15 protein-coding genes are annotated in these 16,081 nt (G+C 58.7%); 7 read left to right on the top strand and 8 right to left on the bottom strand.

The features are described 5' to 3' along the window. The first annotated feature begins 4 nt into the window (after nt 1–4). The 7 genes from OKW98_RS15260 (at nt 5) to arcC (ending at nt 7,102) form a co-directional block, all read left to right on the top strand. Nucleotides 5–295 carry a F0F1 ATP synthase subunit C gene (locus OKW98_RS15260; protein ID WP_265385506.1) on the top strand — a complete coding sequence of 97 codons (291 nt, stop codon included), beginning with the start codon at nt 5–7 and terminating at the stop codon, nt 293–295. A gap of 66 nt (nt 296–361) precedes the next feature. Beyond that, entirely contained in the window at nt 362–1,072 is a 711-nt protein-coding gene (locus OKW98_RS15265; RefSeq protein WP_265385507.1) for a F0F1 ATP synthase subunit delta, read from the top strand. After that, nucleotides 1,069–2,691 (top strand): alternate F1F0 ATPase, F1 subunit alpha, encoded by a 1,623-nt coding sequence (locus tag OKW98_RS15270; RefSeq protein WP_265385508.1) that lies wholly within the window; start codon nt 1,069–1,071, stop codon nt 2,689–2,691. Before OKW98_RS15265 ends, OKW98_RS15270 begins: the two co-directional genes overlap by 4 nt. A gap of 96 nt (nt 2,692–2,787) precedes the next feature. Next, nucleotides 2,788–3,684, top strand: a complete 897-nt coding sequence (locus OKW98_RS15275; RefSeq protein ID WP_265385509.1) for a F0F1 ATP synthase subunit gamma — start codon at nt 2,788–2,790, stop codon at nt 3,682–3,684. 215 nt (nt 3,685–3,899) lie between these two features. Further along, nucleotides 3,900–5,117 (top strand): arginine deiminase, encoded by a 1,218-nt coding sequence (locus OKW98_RS15280; RefSeq protein WP_265385510.1) that lies wholly within the window; start codon nt 3,900–3,902, stop codon nt 5,115–5,117. Between the two features lie 25 nt (nt 5,118–5,142). Further along, a complete protein-coding gene (argF, locus tag OKW98_RS15285) occupies nt 5,143–6,141 on the top strand; it encodes an ornithine carbamoyltransferase (protein ID WP_265385511.1) in 999 nt (332 codons plus the stop codon). Nucleotides 6,142–6,160: 19 nt separating this feature from the next. Further along, nucleotides 6,161–7,102 (top strand): carbamate kinase, encoded by a 942-nt coding sequence (gene arcC, locus OKW98_RS15290; RefSeq protein ID WP_265385512.1) that lies wholly within the window; start codon nt 6,161–6,163, stop codon nt 7,100–7,102. 59 nt (nt 7,103–7,161) lie between these two features. Here the strand turns inward: arcC and OKW98_RS15295 are convergent, their stop codons facing one another. The 8 genes from OKW98_RS15295 to OKW98_RS15330 form a co-directional block, all read right to left on the bottom strand. Then, nucleotides 7,162–7,584 (bottom strand): YeeE/YedE family protein, encoded by a 423-nt coding sequence (locus tag OKW98_RS15295; RefSeq protein ID WP_265389743.1) that lies wholly within the window; start codon nt 7,582–7,584, stop codon nt 7,162–7,164. Between the two features lie 2 nt (nt 7,585–7,586). Then, a complete protein-coding gene (locus OKW98_RS15300) occupies nt 7,587–8,018 on the bottom strand; it encodes a YeeE/YedE family protein (RefSeq protein ID WP_265385513.1) in 432 nt (143 codons plus the stop codon). A 134-nt stretch (nt 8,019–8,152) separates the two neighbouring features. Then, the gene (locus OKW98_RS15305; RefSeq protein WP_265385514.1) at nt 8,153–9,667 is read right to left on the bottom strand and encodes a basic amino acid/polyamine antiporter; all 1,515 of its coding nucleotides are present in this window, start codon (nt 9,665–9,667) and stop codon (nt 8,153–8,155) included. A gap of 725 nt (nt 9,668–10,392) precedes the next feature. After that, nucleotides 10,393–11,121, bottom strand: coding sequence for a PRC-barrel domain-containing protein (locus OKW98_RS15310; RefSeq protein ID WP_265385515.1), 729 nt, complete (start codon nt 11,119–11,121; stop codon nt 10,393–10,395). Between the two features lie 305 nt (nt 11,122–11,426). After that, nucleotides 11,427–12,863 (bottom strand): NAD(P)(+) transhydrogenase (Re/Si-specific) subunit beta, encoded by a 1,437-nt coding sequence (locus tag OKW98_RS15315; RefSeq protein WP_265385516.1) that lies wholly within the window; start codon nt 12,861–12,863, stop codon nt 11,427–11,429. A gap of 9 nt (nt 12,864–12,872) precedes the next feature. Beyond that, nucleotides 12,873–13,214, bottom strand: a complete 342-nt coding sequence (locus OKW98_RS15320; RefSeq protein ID WP_265385517.1) for an NAD(P) transhydrogenase subunit alpha — start codon at nt 13,212–13,214, stop codon at nt 12,873–12,875. Continuing rightward, a complete protein-coding gene (locus OKW98_RS15325; protein ID WP_265385518.1) occupies nt 13,211–14,362 on the bottom strand; it encodes an NAD(P) transhydrogenase subunit alpha in 1,152 nt (383 codons plus the stop codon). Before OKW98_RS15325 ends, OKW98_RS15320 begins: the two co-directional genes overlap by 4 nt. A 66-nt stretch (nt 14,363–14,428) precedes the next feature. Then, on the bottom strand, nt 14,429–15,811 hold the full coding sequence (locus OKW98_RS15330; protein WP_265385519.1) for an NAD-dependent succinate-semialdehyde dehydrogenase: 1,383 nt from the start codon (nt 15,809–15,811) through the stop codon (nt 14,429–14,431). Nucleotides 15,812–16,081: the final 270 nt, after the last annotated feature.

Below are 16,081 nucleotides of genomic sequence, written 5' to 3' on the forward strand. Positions count from 1 at the left end.
CTTTATGGACTCTCTCACCTGGATTGCGGTTGCCTCCATCGTCATGGCCGGCCTGACCACTGGCTTCGGCACGATGGGGCCCGCCCTGTCCGAGGGCAAGGCAGTGTCCGTGGCCCTCAGTTCGCTGGCTCAGCAGCCGGACGCGTCGGCCACCATCACCCGCACATTGTTCGTCGGGCTGGCGATGATCGAGTCGACGGCTATTTACTGCTTCGTGGTGTCGATGATTCTGATCTTCGCGAACCCGTTCTGGAACGCCGCCGTTTCGGCAGCGACCCAAGCTGCGGGCCATTAGACCGTGCTCATTGACTGGTTCACCGTCGGCGCTCAGGTGGTTAACTTCCTCATCCTGGTATGGTTGATGAAACGCTTTCTTTACCAACCGGTGCTGAACGCTATCGCTGCGCGCGAGCAGAAGATCGCTGACGAACTCAACGATGCCGCCCAGACCAAGGCCAAAGCACACCAGCAGCAAGACGAGTTCGAGAAGAAGAACCAGGCCTTCGACGAGCAGCGTGCCGCGCTATTGCGCAAAGCGACGGATGAGGCCAATGCCGAACGTTCACGGTTGTTGGCCGACGCTCGAAAAACCGCTGCGCAGGCGAGTTCCGAGCAAGCGAAAGCGTTGATCAAGGAGACGCAGCGCTTGCACGATGACCTCGTGCGGCTGACGCAGGAGCAGGTGTACGACATCTCGCGCAGGGTGCTTGGCGACCTCGCTTCGGTAAGCCTGGAACAGCGCGCGTGCGAGGTGTTCATTCAGCGTCTTCAAGGGCTTGATGACACGGCGCGTGAGGCGCTAAGTGCGGCGCTCAAGGCCGCATCGCCGCACTCACCGGCTCTGTTGCGCAGCGCATTCGAGTTGCCGGTCGCTCAACAGAGCGCCATTCAGGCTGCCATCGACGAATCCTTCGGTCAGACGATCGCACTTGAGTTCCAGATCCTCCCTGAACTGGTCAGCGGTGTGGAGCTCAGCGTGAAGGGATTGAAGGTGGCGTGGAGCATCGCTGACTATCTCGAGGCGATCTCAACCACTCTGCAAGCACGTCTGGGCACAACGGAGCCTGTATGACCGCTCCCTTGACTGCCCCTTTGCGCCTGCCATCGTCGGCTCAGGCAACACTGAGAAATGTCTTGCATGATGCGTTCGCCGGCCTGGGTGCGTGCCTGACAGCCTTCATACCCCAGATGGCAGTGCGGGAGGTGGGTACGATCGTCAGCGTCTCCACCGGCATCGCACGCGTCAGTGGCCTGTCGGGCCTTGGCTTTGAGGAGCTGCTGGTGTTTCCCGGTGGTTTATCCGGGATTGCATTCAACCTGGACGAGGAGGGCGTCGACGTGGTGCTGCTGGGCGATAGCGCCCACTTGCACGCGGGGCAGGAGGTCCTGCGCACCGGTCGCGTGATGGACGTGGCCGTAGGCGACGAATTACTGGGTCGGGTGATTGACCCATTGGGGCGCCCGCTTGATGGTGGGGAGCCTGTCACCACCCTGCAGAGATTGCCGATCGAGCGGCCTGCGGCGGCGATTATGGACCGCGCCCCGGTCACCGAACCGCTGCAGAGCGGCCTGAAGGTCATCGACGCCATGATCCCCATTGGTCGCGGTCAGCGAGAGCTGATTCTGGGCGACCGTCAGACCGGAAAAACGGCCATCGCACTGGACACGATCTTTAATCAGCGCGGCAAGGACGTGCTATGCGTCTACTGCGCGATCGGCCAGCGAGCATCGGCCGTTGCCAAGGCGGTAGCCAATCTGCGTGAGAGGGAAGCGCTGGCGTACACCGTGGTGGTGGTCGCAGAAGGCAACGAAGCGCCCGGGTTGTCCTACGTCGCGCCTTATGCGGCCACCAGCATCGCCGAGCATTTCATGGAGCAAGGCCGTGACGTACTGATTGTTTATGACGACCTGACCCACCATGCACGGGCCTACCGCGAACTGTCACTGCTGCTGCGTCGCCCGCCTGGGCGAGAGGCCTTTCCAGGGGATATCTTCTACATTCATTCGCGCATGCTTGAACGCGCGACGCATTTGAATGAGGAGCGCGGCGGCGGTTCGATGACGGCATTGCCCATCATCGAGACTGAAGCTCAGGATATTTCCGCTTACATTCCGACCAATCTCATTTCCATCACCGACGGGCAGATTGTCTTGTCGCCCTCGCTGTTCGAACTGGGCGTCTTGCCGGCTGTCGATGTGGGTCAGTCTGTCTCGCGGGTCGGCGGGAAGGCCCAGCGCGCAGCCTATCGCGCAGTGGCAGGCGACCTCAAGCTGGCCTACGCGCAATTTGAGGAGCTGGAGACGTTTGCGCGGTTCGGCGCCCGGCTCGATAAAGGCACTCATCAGGCAATCGATCACGGCAAACGCATCCGTGCCTGTCTGGCGCAAGCAGAGTTTTCGCCGGTGTCGGTGCCGGCTCAGATCGCGATATTGCTGGCGTTGAACGCTGCATTGTTCGACACGATTGCGCTCGAAAACATGAGCGATGCGCAGAAAGCCGTGCGGGAGGTAGCGGGTGGGTTACCGGATGATGTGAAAGCGCGGCTGGCGGGGACGGGCCAATTGCTCGACGCCGATCGCCAACAGCTCACCGATGCAGCACGCCAGGCCCTGACGGCTTTTCAGCGCGCAGGGGGGCAGCCTCCTGTTGTTGCAGCGGCCGAGCCGGCCGTCGGGGATCACCATGGATAGTGTGGTCCGATCCGATGACGCGTTCGCCGGCCACCGCGTGACGTCCCGAACACCAGTGACCGCATTCGCACGGGTGAATCGGTAATGGCCAATACCATGAGCGGCCTGAGACGTCAGATCGCCAGCGCAGGTGACTTGAGGTCCGTCGTCCGGACCATGAAAGCCTCAGCTGCCGCCGCTATCGGTCAGTACGAAAAGTCGGTAGCCGCGTTGGCCGATTACGCGTGCACCGTGGAACTGGGACTGAGCGTCTGTCTGCGTGCGGTGGCGGTAAACAGCCACTCCACCGAGAGCACCGTCAACAGTGGCACCCCTGGTGTGGTGAATGTCGTCGTGTTCGGTTCCGATCAGGGCCTGGTGGGTCGGTTCAACGAGGTGTTGATCGAATTTGCCCTGTCGGAGCTGACGTCCTCCACGGTGAAGGTCTGGGCGGTAGGTGAGCGCATGCATGAGCGACTCCTCGACGCCGGCATCCAAACCCAGGGGTTGTTCGCCGTTCCCGGGTCGGTTGCGCAAATCACGCAACTCGTCGGGCAGATTCTTCAGGATCTCTACCGTTCGAACGGCGGCGTTCAGGGTGAGCCGCAGCGTGAAACGCTGATCCTGTTCTATAACCGTCCGACGGTCGCGGACTATGACCCTGTCCGACAACAGTTGTTGCCTCTGGATCAGCGCTGGCAACGGCGTCTGGCACGTGAAGCCTGGCCTACGCCCCAGGGGCCGGAAATGCTGGGCACAGGCGCGGATGTGTTGGGCGCTTTTATTCGCGAGCATCTGTTTGTGTCGCTGTTTCGTGCCAGCGCCGAGTCCTCGGCCAGTGAAAATGCCAGCCGGCTCGCTGCGATGCAGCGTGCAGATCGCAACATCGGAGCACTCCAGCAAGCGCTCAATGCACGATTCCACCGACTGCGCCAGGCCGGGATCGATGAGGAGCTGTTTGATGTCATCGCCGGTTTCGATGCGTTGATACCCGACTCCGATGCGAGTCCATGATCCTTAATGAATGGTGTGCGCTTTCGAACAGACAGCGCCCGGCACCGCGCCCACACTCCTTTCGTTCGCCGGTCAGTTCGAGCGACCGCAGAGACACTTCCACAGGCTAGTTTCATGCCGCAGCCATCCAGCTCGATCTACCCCTTCACAGTGAGAGGGCTGCGCTCAGTGACACGAGGCTGCTCACGCCTCTATACCGATAGGAAATCGACCTCATGACACACGGTTTAAATTCCGAAGTGGGCCGACTGCGCCGCGTGCTGGTATGCCGCCCGGGGTTGGCGCAGCGAAGGCTGACGCCCGGCAACTGCCGGGAGTTGCTGTTTGATGATGTGCTGTGGGTTGAGCAGGCACGCAATGACCACGATGCGTTTACCAACGCGATGCTCAGCCTGGATGTGGAGGTGCTGGAACTGCACGATTTGCTTGCCGACACGGTCGCCGATCCTGTTGCGCGTGCCTGGTTGCTTGATCGCAAGCTGGGGCCGGACACGGTCGACGTTGAACTGGCCGGCCAGCTGCGCCCCTGGCTTGAAGCGTTACCCGAACAGCGCCTGGTCGAGCATTTGATTGGTGGTGTGGCCCGCGTTGAATTGCCATTCGAGCCGGCGGGACTTGTAGCGCGGTTTGCCGCTGCGACGGATTTTCTGCTCCCGCCACTGCCTAACACGTTATTCAGCCGCGACAGCAGCTGCTGGATAGGTAATGGCGTGGTGTTGTGCCCGATGTACTGGCCCGCACGTCGGCAGGAGACGCTGTTGACGGCGGCAGTCTATCGCTTCCATCCCCAGTTCGCGGGGCTTGTTACCACATGGTGGGGAGACCCGGACAAGGATCACGGCGGCGCCACAATGGAGGGTGGAGATGTCATGCCGCTGGGCCAGGGGGTCGTGTTGATAGGAATGGGCGAGCGCACTTCACCTCAGGCTGTGAGCCAACTTTCCCGCGCCTTGTTTGCCCAGGGGGCGGCCACTCTGGTGTTGGCTGCACAGATTCCCAAATCCCGCGGCGCGATGCATCTGGACACAGTGTTCACCTTTTGCGACGTGGATCTGGTGACCTGTTTCCCTGAAACGGTCGATGCGATCCGCGTGCACAGCCTGCGACCTGGACGGCAAGAGGGCAGCCTGGATGTACGCACCGAAACCAAGCCCTTTCTTGATGTAGTGGCGGATGCACTGGGACTGGCCAAATTACGCGCGGTCCCTACCGCAGGCGATGCCTGGCAGGCCGAGCGCGAGCAGTGGGACGACGGGAACAACCTGCTGGCGATGTCGCCGGGCGTGGTGATGAGCTATAGCCGCAACTCACACACCAATACTTTGTTGCGCAAAGCGGGGGTCGAGGTGATCACCATTTCCGGCTCCGAGCTGGGCCGGGGACGAGGCGGTAGCCATTGCATGTCCTGCCCGATCCAACGCGACGCGCTTTAACCACTCACCTGAACGAGTACTTCTCATGAGTTATAACCTGCGCAATCGCAGCCTGCTGGCGCTCAAAGACTACGAGCCGGACGCCATCCGCTTTTTGCTGGACCTGGCCGTCGAGCTTAAACGCTCAAAGGCCGTTGGCAATGAAATACCCCGCCTCAAAGGTAAAAACATTGCGCTGATATTCGAGAAGCCCTCGACGCGCACCCGTTGCGCCTTCGAGGTGGCGATGCACGATCAGGGCGGCCATGTTACCTGCTTGGATGCCGGTAGCTCGCAGCTGGGTCACAAGGAGTCGCTCAAGGACACTGCGCGCGTGCTGGCCCGGTTCTATGACGGTATCGAATACCGTGGTTTCCATCAGACTATCGTCGAGGAACTGGCACGCTACGCCAACGTGCCGATCTGGAACGGCCTGACTGACGAAGCTCATCCGACGCAGATTCTCGCGGACCTGATGACCATGCAGGAGTTTGGCGAGAAGCCTCTGCACCAACTGAGTTTCTGTTATCTGGGCGATGCCAGTTTCAACATGGGCCGTTCACTGCTGGTGGGCGGGACACAAATGGGAATGGACGTACGTCTATGCTCTCCCGCCAGCTTGCAGCCGCCGGCTGAGCTGGTGACGGAAATGCGCGCGCTGGCCCGCAAGACTGGCGCGCGCATCACGCTTGAAAGCGATCCGCTGAAAGCGGTGGTCGGCGCGGACTTTCTGTACACCGACGTCTGGGTGTCCATGGGCGAGGACGACTCCGTTTGGCAACAACGTATCGACCAACTGATGCCCTACCAAGTGACCACCGCGCTGATGCAGGCCACCGGCAATCCTCGCACCAGGTTCATGCACTGCTTGCCGGCCATGCACAGTGCGGATACGGAAATAGGCCGTCAAGTGCAGGAAAAGTATGGGCTGAGCGAGATCGAGGTCACTGACGAGGTGTTTGAGTCCGACGCGTCTGTCGTCTTTACGCAGGCTGAAAACCGCTTGCACACGATCAAAGCCGTCTTGGTGGCTACCCTCGCATGATGACTTTCGGAGCATGCCCATGAGGATCGTGATCGCGCTGGGCGGCAATGCATTGCTGCAGCGTGACCAGCCACCGACTGCGGAAAATCAACGGGTGAATATCCGCCGTGCTGCTGCCCAGTTGGCACACGTTGCGACGCTCAATGATTTGGTGCTGACCCATGGCAACGGTCCGCAAGTAGGCCTTCTGGCGCTGCAGGCCTCTGCTTACGATAAAGTGGATGCTTATCCGCTCGATGTGCTTGGCGCCCAGACTGACGGCATGATCGGCTATTTACTGGAGCAGGAGCTGGCGAACGTCCTTCCGGCCAATCGTACCGTCGCGACACTCATCACTCGGGTTGAAGTCGATCCGCAAGACCCGGCGTTTGAACACCCCGGCAAACCGATCGGGCCGTTCTACAAACAAGCTGAGTCCGCGCGAATCGCCGCAGAGAAAGGGTGGGTCATGGCAGCGACGGGTGGATCGTTTCGGCGAGTAGTCGCATCGCCCTTACCGGTACGTGTCTTCGGGCTTAAGCCCATCCGCTGGCTACTTGAACATGACACGGTGGTCATTGCGGCGGGGGGTGGGGGTATTCCGGTCGCACGTACGCAAGGGGGCGACGGCACCAACATGCACGGCGTATCGGCGGTAATCGACAAGGACTTGTGCTCCGGCCTGCTGGCGCGTGAGCTCAAGGCCGACGTGCTTATCATCGCCACCGACGTGCCGGCGGTCTTCGTGGACTGGGGCTTGCCCACGCAACGGGCGATCGGCGATGTAACGCCACAGGAACTGGCCGGTTACGACTTTCCCGAAGGTTCCATGGGGCCCAAGGTCGAAGCAGCACGCGCCTTTGTCGTGGCCACCGGCAACCGTGCCGTCATTGGTTCGCTTGATCAGATTGAGGCGATGCTCGCGGGCAGCGCAGGGACTCAGGTGCGGCCGGCGAACAAGGCGCCGGCGGGTCAGGAGTGAAGCACGAGGCAAGGCTATTGATTCGATCCTGCCCCCTATGACGTCATTCAGCCTTGAAGTCAGTGCGCAGCGTGGTGTGACTCACGCCACTGAAAAATCTGCATCCCTGCAATCATGGCCCCCACGAATAAGAGAACCTGCCATCGACCTGTCAGCAGCAGGGCCATTGCAGGCCCCGGGCACAGGCCTGCAATCCCCCAACCGATACCGAACACGACGCTTCCAACAACCAGACCCCGGTCAATGCTCCTGCTGGTCGGCAACTGGACGGGTTCGTCCAGCAGCGAGGTCTGACGATGCCGGACAAAATAGAAGGCCACGCTACCCGTGGCGATGGCCCCTGCCATTACAAGCGCGAGGGAAGGGTCCCAGTCGCCGGCGATGTCGAGAAATGCAATGACCTTGGCCGGATCGGTCATGCCGCTCAGGTACAGCCCCAATCCGAATATCAAGCCGGCGATCAGCGCACTCAATTTACGCACGGTCATGATCCAATCAAATGACGGATCAGGTAAACGCACGCAAAACCGCTGCCCATGAAGCAGCAAACGGCGACGAAGGATCGGGGCGACAGGCGAGAAAGTCCGCATACGCCATGGCCGCTTGTACACCCAGCACCATAGCGGGTGCCCAGCCCAACCAGAAGCCCCGAGACCGCCAGCGGTAAAGCGCCCGCCTGAAACGAGGCAACAGGCAGGTGAGAGGCCATTGACCAGAGCACCGGAGAGGCAATCAATCCGGCGATGAACAAACACTTTTCAGTCCGTCCTTCGCCATGTCCGGAAAGCACGCTGCCGAGCAGGCCACTGACGCCCGCAATCCTGCCGTTCAATAGAATGAACAGCCCTGTCGAGAGCCCGATCAGTGCTCCGCCGGCCAACGATGACCATGGGGTGAAATGAGTCGCGATATTCATCGTCGATGACGCCTGCTTACATGGCCGTTATGAGTGACGTTGATGGCTTACACGTTACCCGAAAAGAGACCTCGCCTGCGGCGCTCATCCGGCCCTTTTCGAGTCGGTCTAAGGGGGGCTCTGCAGACGCAGGGTCAAGGGGCATAAACCTGCATCAGATGCCCACTGAACAGCATCCATATCGCCAGCACGCCAAGAGTCAATAGCACAGCGGCAACGATCATCTCAATTGTGTTGAACACCGGCTCCGTCGGCGCATGCTCTTTGCGAGCCCAGATAAATACCAAATTGCCAAGGGCGAAGAACATGGCGCCAGCAATCATATATTCCAGGCCGGCCGCATACACCAGCCAGAACCCGTAGACGGTCCCGAGCACACTGCTGACCCATGCTGTGATTTTGCCGATCCTGGCGTTGGCCGGGTAATGACCCCGGACCATGACTCGCCACAAGAACCCCGTCGCGCCGATGTACGCAGGCAGGATCATCACGCCGGTGATGGACAGCATGACGTTCCAGGCATCATGGGAAAAGAACATCAGGATCATCACGGCCTGCATCACAGCGGTAGAAACCCAGAGTGAGACGGATGCAGATCCTTTTTTGTTGGTCACGGCGAACGCTTTGGGGAAGGTGCCGTCCTTGGCGGCCGCCCAAGGCAACTCTGCGACGAGCATTGTCCATACAAGCCAACACGCCAGCACCGAAATCAATACGCCCGCATTGATGAAATACTCGCCCCATTTACCGACAACCGAGCCGAGAATCGCAGCCATGGAAGGGGGCGCTATGACCGATAGCTGTGCCTGGCTCATGATGCCAAAGGGCAGTACAGAAATCAGCACGTACAACAGCAAAGTCACGAAGAACCCCAACAACGTGGCGCGGCTTACCGTTTTTGCATCCGACTTGTCGGACATCACCACCGCACCTTCAATGCCAATGAAGACCCACAGCGTGACCAGCATCGTGCTTTTGACCTGTTCGAGGACGCTGCCGAGCGGCTTTGACCCGGCGACGTTGTCACTGACGTTGCCCCAGAAATCGTTGGTGAAGAGGCCGGCCTTCATCGAGATCGCGAGGATCCCGACAAACATGGCAATCGGCACGAACTTGGCGATGGTGCCAATCACGTTGAGCGTCGACGCGCTCTTGACGCCACGCAATACAAGCCAGTTCAGTAACCAGAAAACACTCGATCCCATCGCAATCGCCAACCAGGTGTTCCCCCCTTTGAAGTAAGGCGGGAAGAAGTAGTTAAGGGTGTCCATCAGTAGAACGGCGAAACCCACGTTGCCGAACGCAGAGGATAGCCAGTATCCCCAGGCGACCTGGAACCCTGCGAATTTTCCGAAGCCCTGGCGCGAGTACATATAGATGCCGGCGGTAATGTCCGGCTTGATGTCGGCAAGCACCTGGAAGGTTCGCGCCAGAAAGAAGATGCCCAGACCGGAAACAAGCCATGCGATGAGTATCGCGCCTAAGCCGGCGTGTTGCGCCATATTCTGCGGTAAGTTGAAGGCGCCGCCACCGACCATGGCGCCGATGACAAGCAAGGTCATCGACACCATACCGAGCTTGTTCGTGAAGATTTTGCGGGCGGGCGCGACTGACCTTGAGATATCAATGGGTGTGATGACAGCTTTCATTTGATAAATCCTCTTCAATCCACAGAATCCGATAACAGCAGTCGACTACCCTTACGTCGTGATTGTCGTGGGCAAAGCCTGGCACCTCGCATCCAACGCCTCTAATGTCTTCAGGTACCCAGGCATGGGGCAAGTGGCTTCAGCTTCGTTTCTCCAGGCATCAGTATCGGGATGCCGAGAACCGAAGAGTGGGTACCGCGTTGGATGCGACTGTGCATCCGGCCAACGTTTCAGATCCGCGATTCAACACAGTTGTTGACCAATGGTTCGTAGGCGCCCACGGGTGAAAGGAAAGGCACCGGCAGTACACTGAACGCTGCTGACATGGGTTAGGTTGTCGTGTGTTGTTTCAGGGCAGCGAACATGTGTTCAGCGATTTCTCCAAGCGGTCATGGCGCGCCGATTGGTGGCGGCGCCCATTCACTTCTCTGTTAACTGTCCTCTTAACCTGAAATGGAGTCTGTACGGCACGACACGTAGTGCTGGCGAACTGCACCGACGCACGACCCTCTCGGCACGGTACAGCGCAGCCAAGACACCACCAAATAATGATAGCGGCGCGGCGCAGTTCAATATGCAGCTGTCACCGATCTCCGTGGCGGTGGCAACGCTTGTATTCTTTAGGTTGACGACTGTCCCTACTTCGGCGGCCCTCGCATCTCCGGGCAGATCGACAACCTTAATGAATCACCGATAGGCGAGGACGTTCATTGCAACCCAGACGTCTAAACGTGCCAATAAGCAGCACGCCCATAATGCGCATGCAGACAAGCCTCTTGTTCACGGTTTATCTGCTCTGACGACTCATAATGTGGTGAGGACCTGACTGCCGCACAATCCAGATCCAGAGACACAGACTTATCCTTCCACGACACCCTGTCGATCCATTCGGGCGCAATAAGTACGTGCTGTCCAACCCACCAGTTCCGGGTATTGACCACAAGGTACTGAACCGCCCACGTATCCTCGTTGATCAGCAGGCTCTCGACGTGTCCGACCTCGCCATCCGTGGCTTTTATGTGATAACCGATGAGCCCCTTGCAGCTGCGTAGATGGGGGTTGTTGTCCTGATGATCCGACCACTCGGCCTTTGTATGATCTTCATTGCTTGCCTGTGCAGGATCGTGTGCAGGGTGGAATGCAGGCGGGCGAGTCTCCGACACTCTCCAGTAATAGGGATGGCCGTAATAGTTCAGGTACCGCATTTCATGTTGCCGGGATACGGGCTCTTCTGTATCGATGTCCGGACTGTTTTGGATACGGTCCCTGTCCGCCGCAACGAGTAGTTGCCGGGATGCCCAGTCGTGCTGCCGGATTGAAAGCGGCGAGATCAATACGCTGCGACGTGAAAGCAACGAACCGGTATCAATCATAAGGTAGCGGATGACCCACGCCTCATCATCAAAATAGAAGTCTTTGATTTTTCCAACGTCACCGTCCGTGGCAACGATCATGTAATCCTCAAGATCTTGCATACTTCTTAACATAAGACCGTCCTTTGGTGCACCGAGCTAGCGCCCGGCCTGTGAGAAGGCTGCCGGCTAAGCACTCGCGTTCATTCAAATCTGACAGACACCGCATGCTTCAAACTTGACCAGAATCATTCCGGGCCCCGGGGCTGCTATGTCCAGATGCTTAATAACCAGTGGTTCTCCACAACCGCCGCTATCATTTTATGTTTCATTACGCTCCCTCTAATGAGTGGTGCTTTCCGCGTCTGCAAATGCCAGCCCGGCAAAAAACCTGTGATCGAATGCGCTTAACCCAAGCCTCTGACCGCTTCGATCATCTTCACCAATACGGCCTGCGCGTCGCCGTAAACCATGTTGCAGTTGTCTGCATAAAACAGCGCATTCTGGATGCCGGCATAACCCTTGCCTTCACCACGCTTGACCACATACACGTGATGGGCCTTGTCGACGTCAAGAATAGGCATGCCGTAAATGGGGGAAGACTTATCACTGCGCGCAGCGGGATTGACCACATCGTTGGCGCCGATGACCAGCACCACGTCGGTGTCCGGAAAATCGGCATTGATGTCCTCCAGCTGGAAAATCAGGTCGTAGGGCACGCCGGCCTCTGCCAATAGCACGTCCATTTGCCCAGGCATCCGCCCGGCAACCGGGTGTACGGCGAAGCGCACCAGCACGCCAGCCGCCTGCAACAATTTCACGAACTCGTAGAGCTTCTGCTGACCTTGAGCGACTGCCAGTCCATATCCGGGAACGATGATGACCTTGTTCGCGTAACGCATGGCGACGCCCGCATCGCCTGGAGCCGAAGGCTTGAGCTCACCCTTGATCGCAACGCCTTTCTTGATGGGCTGATCACCAAAGCGGGCGAATAGCACATGGGCCACCGTACGGTTCATGGCCTTGGCCATCAGTAACGTGAGCAAAATCCCGGCGGCCCCTACCAGCATGCCGGCAATCATCATCGCCGGGACCTGCAGTACAAACCCTTCAAGACCGACCGCCAGACCGGTGAAGGCGTTATAGATGGAGATGACCACTGGCATGTCTGCGCCGCCGATAGGCAGGGTCATGAGAATCCCGAACAGCAGGGCACAGGCGAAGAACAGACCGATCAGCCAGAAAGCGACGCCTGGCGCGGCACCGGTTTCTCGCATGACGAAAACCAACCCGCCACCCACAGTAAGCGTCACAAGCATCAGCACCGCATTGATCAGTTGCAGCCCCTTGATACGCAGTGGCTTGTTGATGCGGCCATCCAGCTTTGCCCAGGCGATCAGCGAACCCGATAACGAAACTGCGCCTATCAACGCTCCCAGCAACGTTCCGGTCATTGCAGTGAGATCGTGTACACGATTGCCCAGCAGTTCCATCGCGGCTATAGAGGCCGCTGAACCACCGCCCACACCGTTGTAGAGCGCGACCATCTGCGGCATGGATGTCATCGCCGCCTTGCGGCCGCTCCACCACGCAACACCGCCACCCAGCAGTAATGCCAGGAGTGCCAGGCTGATATTGACGGGCAGGGCGGGTCGTGCGGCCTCGCTGACCGAAAAAGCGTAGAGGAAACTCACCAATACGGCGGCCATCATGCCCCAACCAGCAACGCGGATTCCTCCAGCCGCAGTCACCGGCGAAGACATTCGCCACAATCCGTAGATGAGCAAAAAGGCAGCAAGCAGATACACGGTCCCCGTAAGCCATTGCGACGTGATAATAAGCATGCTTGTGCCTCAGGCCTTCTCAGGCTTTTTGGTAGCGGAATGATGGGCTTTGCGCCGCTTGATTTCGGGTGCGCTTGTTTGAAACATTGCCAACATGCGAACGGTGACGGCATACCCGCCCGCCGCATTGGCGGCACCGAGCAATACCGCGACGAAACCGGCGACCTGCTCGGCGGCTGTCGCCGCGTCGAGCAAGCCAATAAGACCGCCGACCACGACGATGCCATGAACAAAGTTGGAGCCCGACATCAAGGGCGTATGCAGAATGGCCGGAACCCGACCGATGATGACCCAGCCGGTAAATGCGGCGAGCATGAAAATGTAAAGTCCCACAAAGCCGACCAGGCTCAAGAGGTTTGCTCCTTAGCCACCGCGTTCAGATCTGTGGCGACTTTCTCCGGCGGGTGCACGAGTTTGCCTGCATGGGTCAGTGCGGTTTGCGACAGGACCTGATCCTCCCAGTCGATGCGGATGACGTTTTCCTTCAGCATGAGGGTCAACAGGTTGAACTGATTTTTCGCATACAGCGTGCTGGCGTCCTGACTCAATGAAGAGGGCAGGTTAAGCGGTGCCATCAAGGTGACTTGACCGATCATGACGGTCTTCCCGGGCACACAGCCCTCGCAATTACCGCCACCTTCGGCACCCAGGTCGACCACGACGGCTCCGGGTTTCATGCCTGCCAGCTGTTCGGCGCCAATCAGGCGTGGAGAAGGGTGGTCCGGTATGGCTGCCGTGGTGATGACCAGGTCAGCCTTCTGGATATGCTCAGTCAGGACTCGCGCAACCTCGGTTTTTTCCGCCGCACTCAACTCGCGTGCGTAGCCACCTTTCCCGCGAGCATCGACGCCTACATTGACGAAGCTGGCACCCAGTGACCTGGCTTGCTCCTCGGTTTCCGGTCTGACGTCATAGCCTTCCACGATAGCGCCCAGGCGATGTGCAGTGGCGATGGCCTCAAGACCGGCCACCCCCAGGCCGAGTACCAGCACCCGTGCGGGTCCGACAATACCTGCGGCAGTGGTGAGCTTGGGCAGGATGCGGGTCATATGAGCCGACCCGAGTTGCACCGCGTAGTAACCCGATAAGGCTGACTGGCTTGAAAGGGCATCCATTGACTGGGCGCGAGTGATGCGTGGCACACGCTCCATGGCAAAACAGGTGATGCGGCGCTCCAATAATCGCTTTACCAGTGCAGGATTCTTTTGCGCGTATACAAAGCACAAAAGGATTGAGCCTGGTTTCATTTTGTCCACGACGTCCAGCGAGGGCGCCTGGACGGCCAGCACGACATCGGCTTCGTGCACCAATAGCCCCACGCCGGACAGAAAAGAAACGTCCTGATACGCCGTGTCCGGGAGGAAGCTGGCATCGCCAGCTCCCGACTGCATATGAAGTCGGGCACCCAGCGCACGAAGCTTTTCGCAGAGGCTCGGTATCAATGCCACACGTCGTTCGTGCGGGTGGGTCTCTTTCATCACAGCAACATTGACGTACATCGTGCGCTCCTTCGGGGAAATATCCGGCAAGTGCCGGACACCTGGAATGTTTCTGGGCGCGAGATATCAGGCAGGCGCTTGAGCGTCCACGTAACGCACAAGCTTTTTGTTTACAAATTGCTGAATGCCCATATCGCCAAGCTCACGGCCGTATCCCGAGTCCTTGATCCCACCGAACGGCAACTCTGCATCGCTCCAGCTGATGTTGTTGATGAACATCATTCCGGTCTCGATACGGCTGGCAACACGACGACCCCTAGCGAGATCGCGAGTAAACACCGAGCCCCCCAAGCCAAAATCGGAATCGTTGGCCATGGCAATGGCTGCTTCTTCGTCGGCCACTCGAAAAAACAGCGCAACGGGCCCGAAGAACTCGTCTCTGTAGGCAGGGTTGTCAGGGGAGATCTCAGCAAGGATTGTGGGTTCCATGAAGGAGCCGGGGCGAGCAATTCGGTTGCCTCCCAACAGCACCGTTGCACCATGGGCAATGGCGGTCTGCACCTGATCGAGCAATTGCAGTAGCGCCTCTTCCGAAGATAAAGGCCCCAAGGTCGTTCTCTCGTCCATGGGATCACCGGCTTTCAACAGGGCCAGCCCGGCTTGAAAACCTGCAAGAAACGCGTCGGCCAGTTCTTCTACGACGATGAAACGCTTGGCGGCGCAGCATGTCTGCCCGCAGTTATACATCCGCCCCCAGATCGCCCATCTGATCGCAAGCTCGAGGTCGGCGTCTTCCAGAACGATGAACGCATCGCTCCCTCCCAGTTCCATGGAGGAAGGTTTCAGATTCTGCCCGGCCCGTGAAGCCAGAATACGACCGGCACTGACACTGCCGGTCAACGCGACGCCCTTTACGCGCGGATCATCGACCACCCTATTGGACTGTTCGTGGGAGATCAGCAGATTGGTGTAAAGACCCGCAGGGGCACCTGCTTCAAGCAGAATCCGCTCAAAAGCAATCGCGCATTGAGGAACGCAACCAGCGTGTTTGACTACCAGCACGTTTCCGGCCATCAGGTGCGGACCCGCAACACGAGCGAGTTGATAGAACGGGAAATTCCAGGGTTCAACCCCGAAAATCAGACCAATAGGGCTGCTTTCCATGTGGGCCTCACCTTGAAACGGGTGAAGAACTTCCGGCGCTAGAAATCGTTCGGCATTACTGGCGTAGTACTCCAGAATGCCAGCACTGAATTTAACCTCGCCCCTGGCCTCGTTCAGAAGCTTTCCCATCTCCAGCGTGGCCTTGCGAGCCAGCATGTCGAATTGTTCATGCATCAACTGACCTGCCTTGGCAATGATCAAGCCACGCTGCGCATACGTCTGATTTTTCCAGGACGAGTAGCACTGCGCAGCGATCTTGAGCTTGTTCTCAAGTTGCTGATCGCTCAGCGTCTCAAACTGTTCGAGCAATTTGCCGTTGTAGGGATTGAGCGTCATATAGGCCATAACGGGTGCCCTGAGTTAAGTGGAGTATCAGCAACCTACGGGGTTGAACACCCGATTTGCCTTGTAATGGCTCCGATACCTTCTACCCGCCAATGGCTCGCTGCCAGAGTCGGAAACTACCCATAAGCGCTGTGGGCAGGGCAGGCGTGAAGGGGTTGGAAGGCCGGCAAGCGATGAAAAATCAACCACGCGCCGTGTGGGTGCAGAAACGGAGTAGTATCGGTACCAGCGTCAATCCGCAGCAGGTTCCCTCAGGAATATTCAGCATGT

The organism is Pseudomonas sp. KU26590 (assembly GCF_026153515.1).
Taxonomy (GTDB): Bacteria; Pseudomonadota; Gammaproteobacteria; order Pseudomonadales; family Pseudomonadaceae; genus Aquipseudomonas.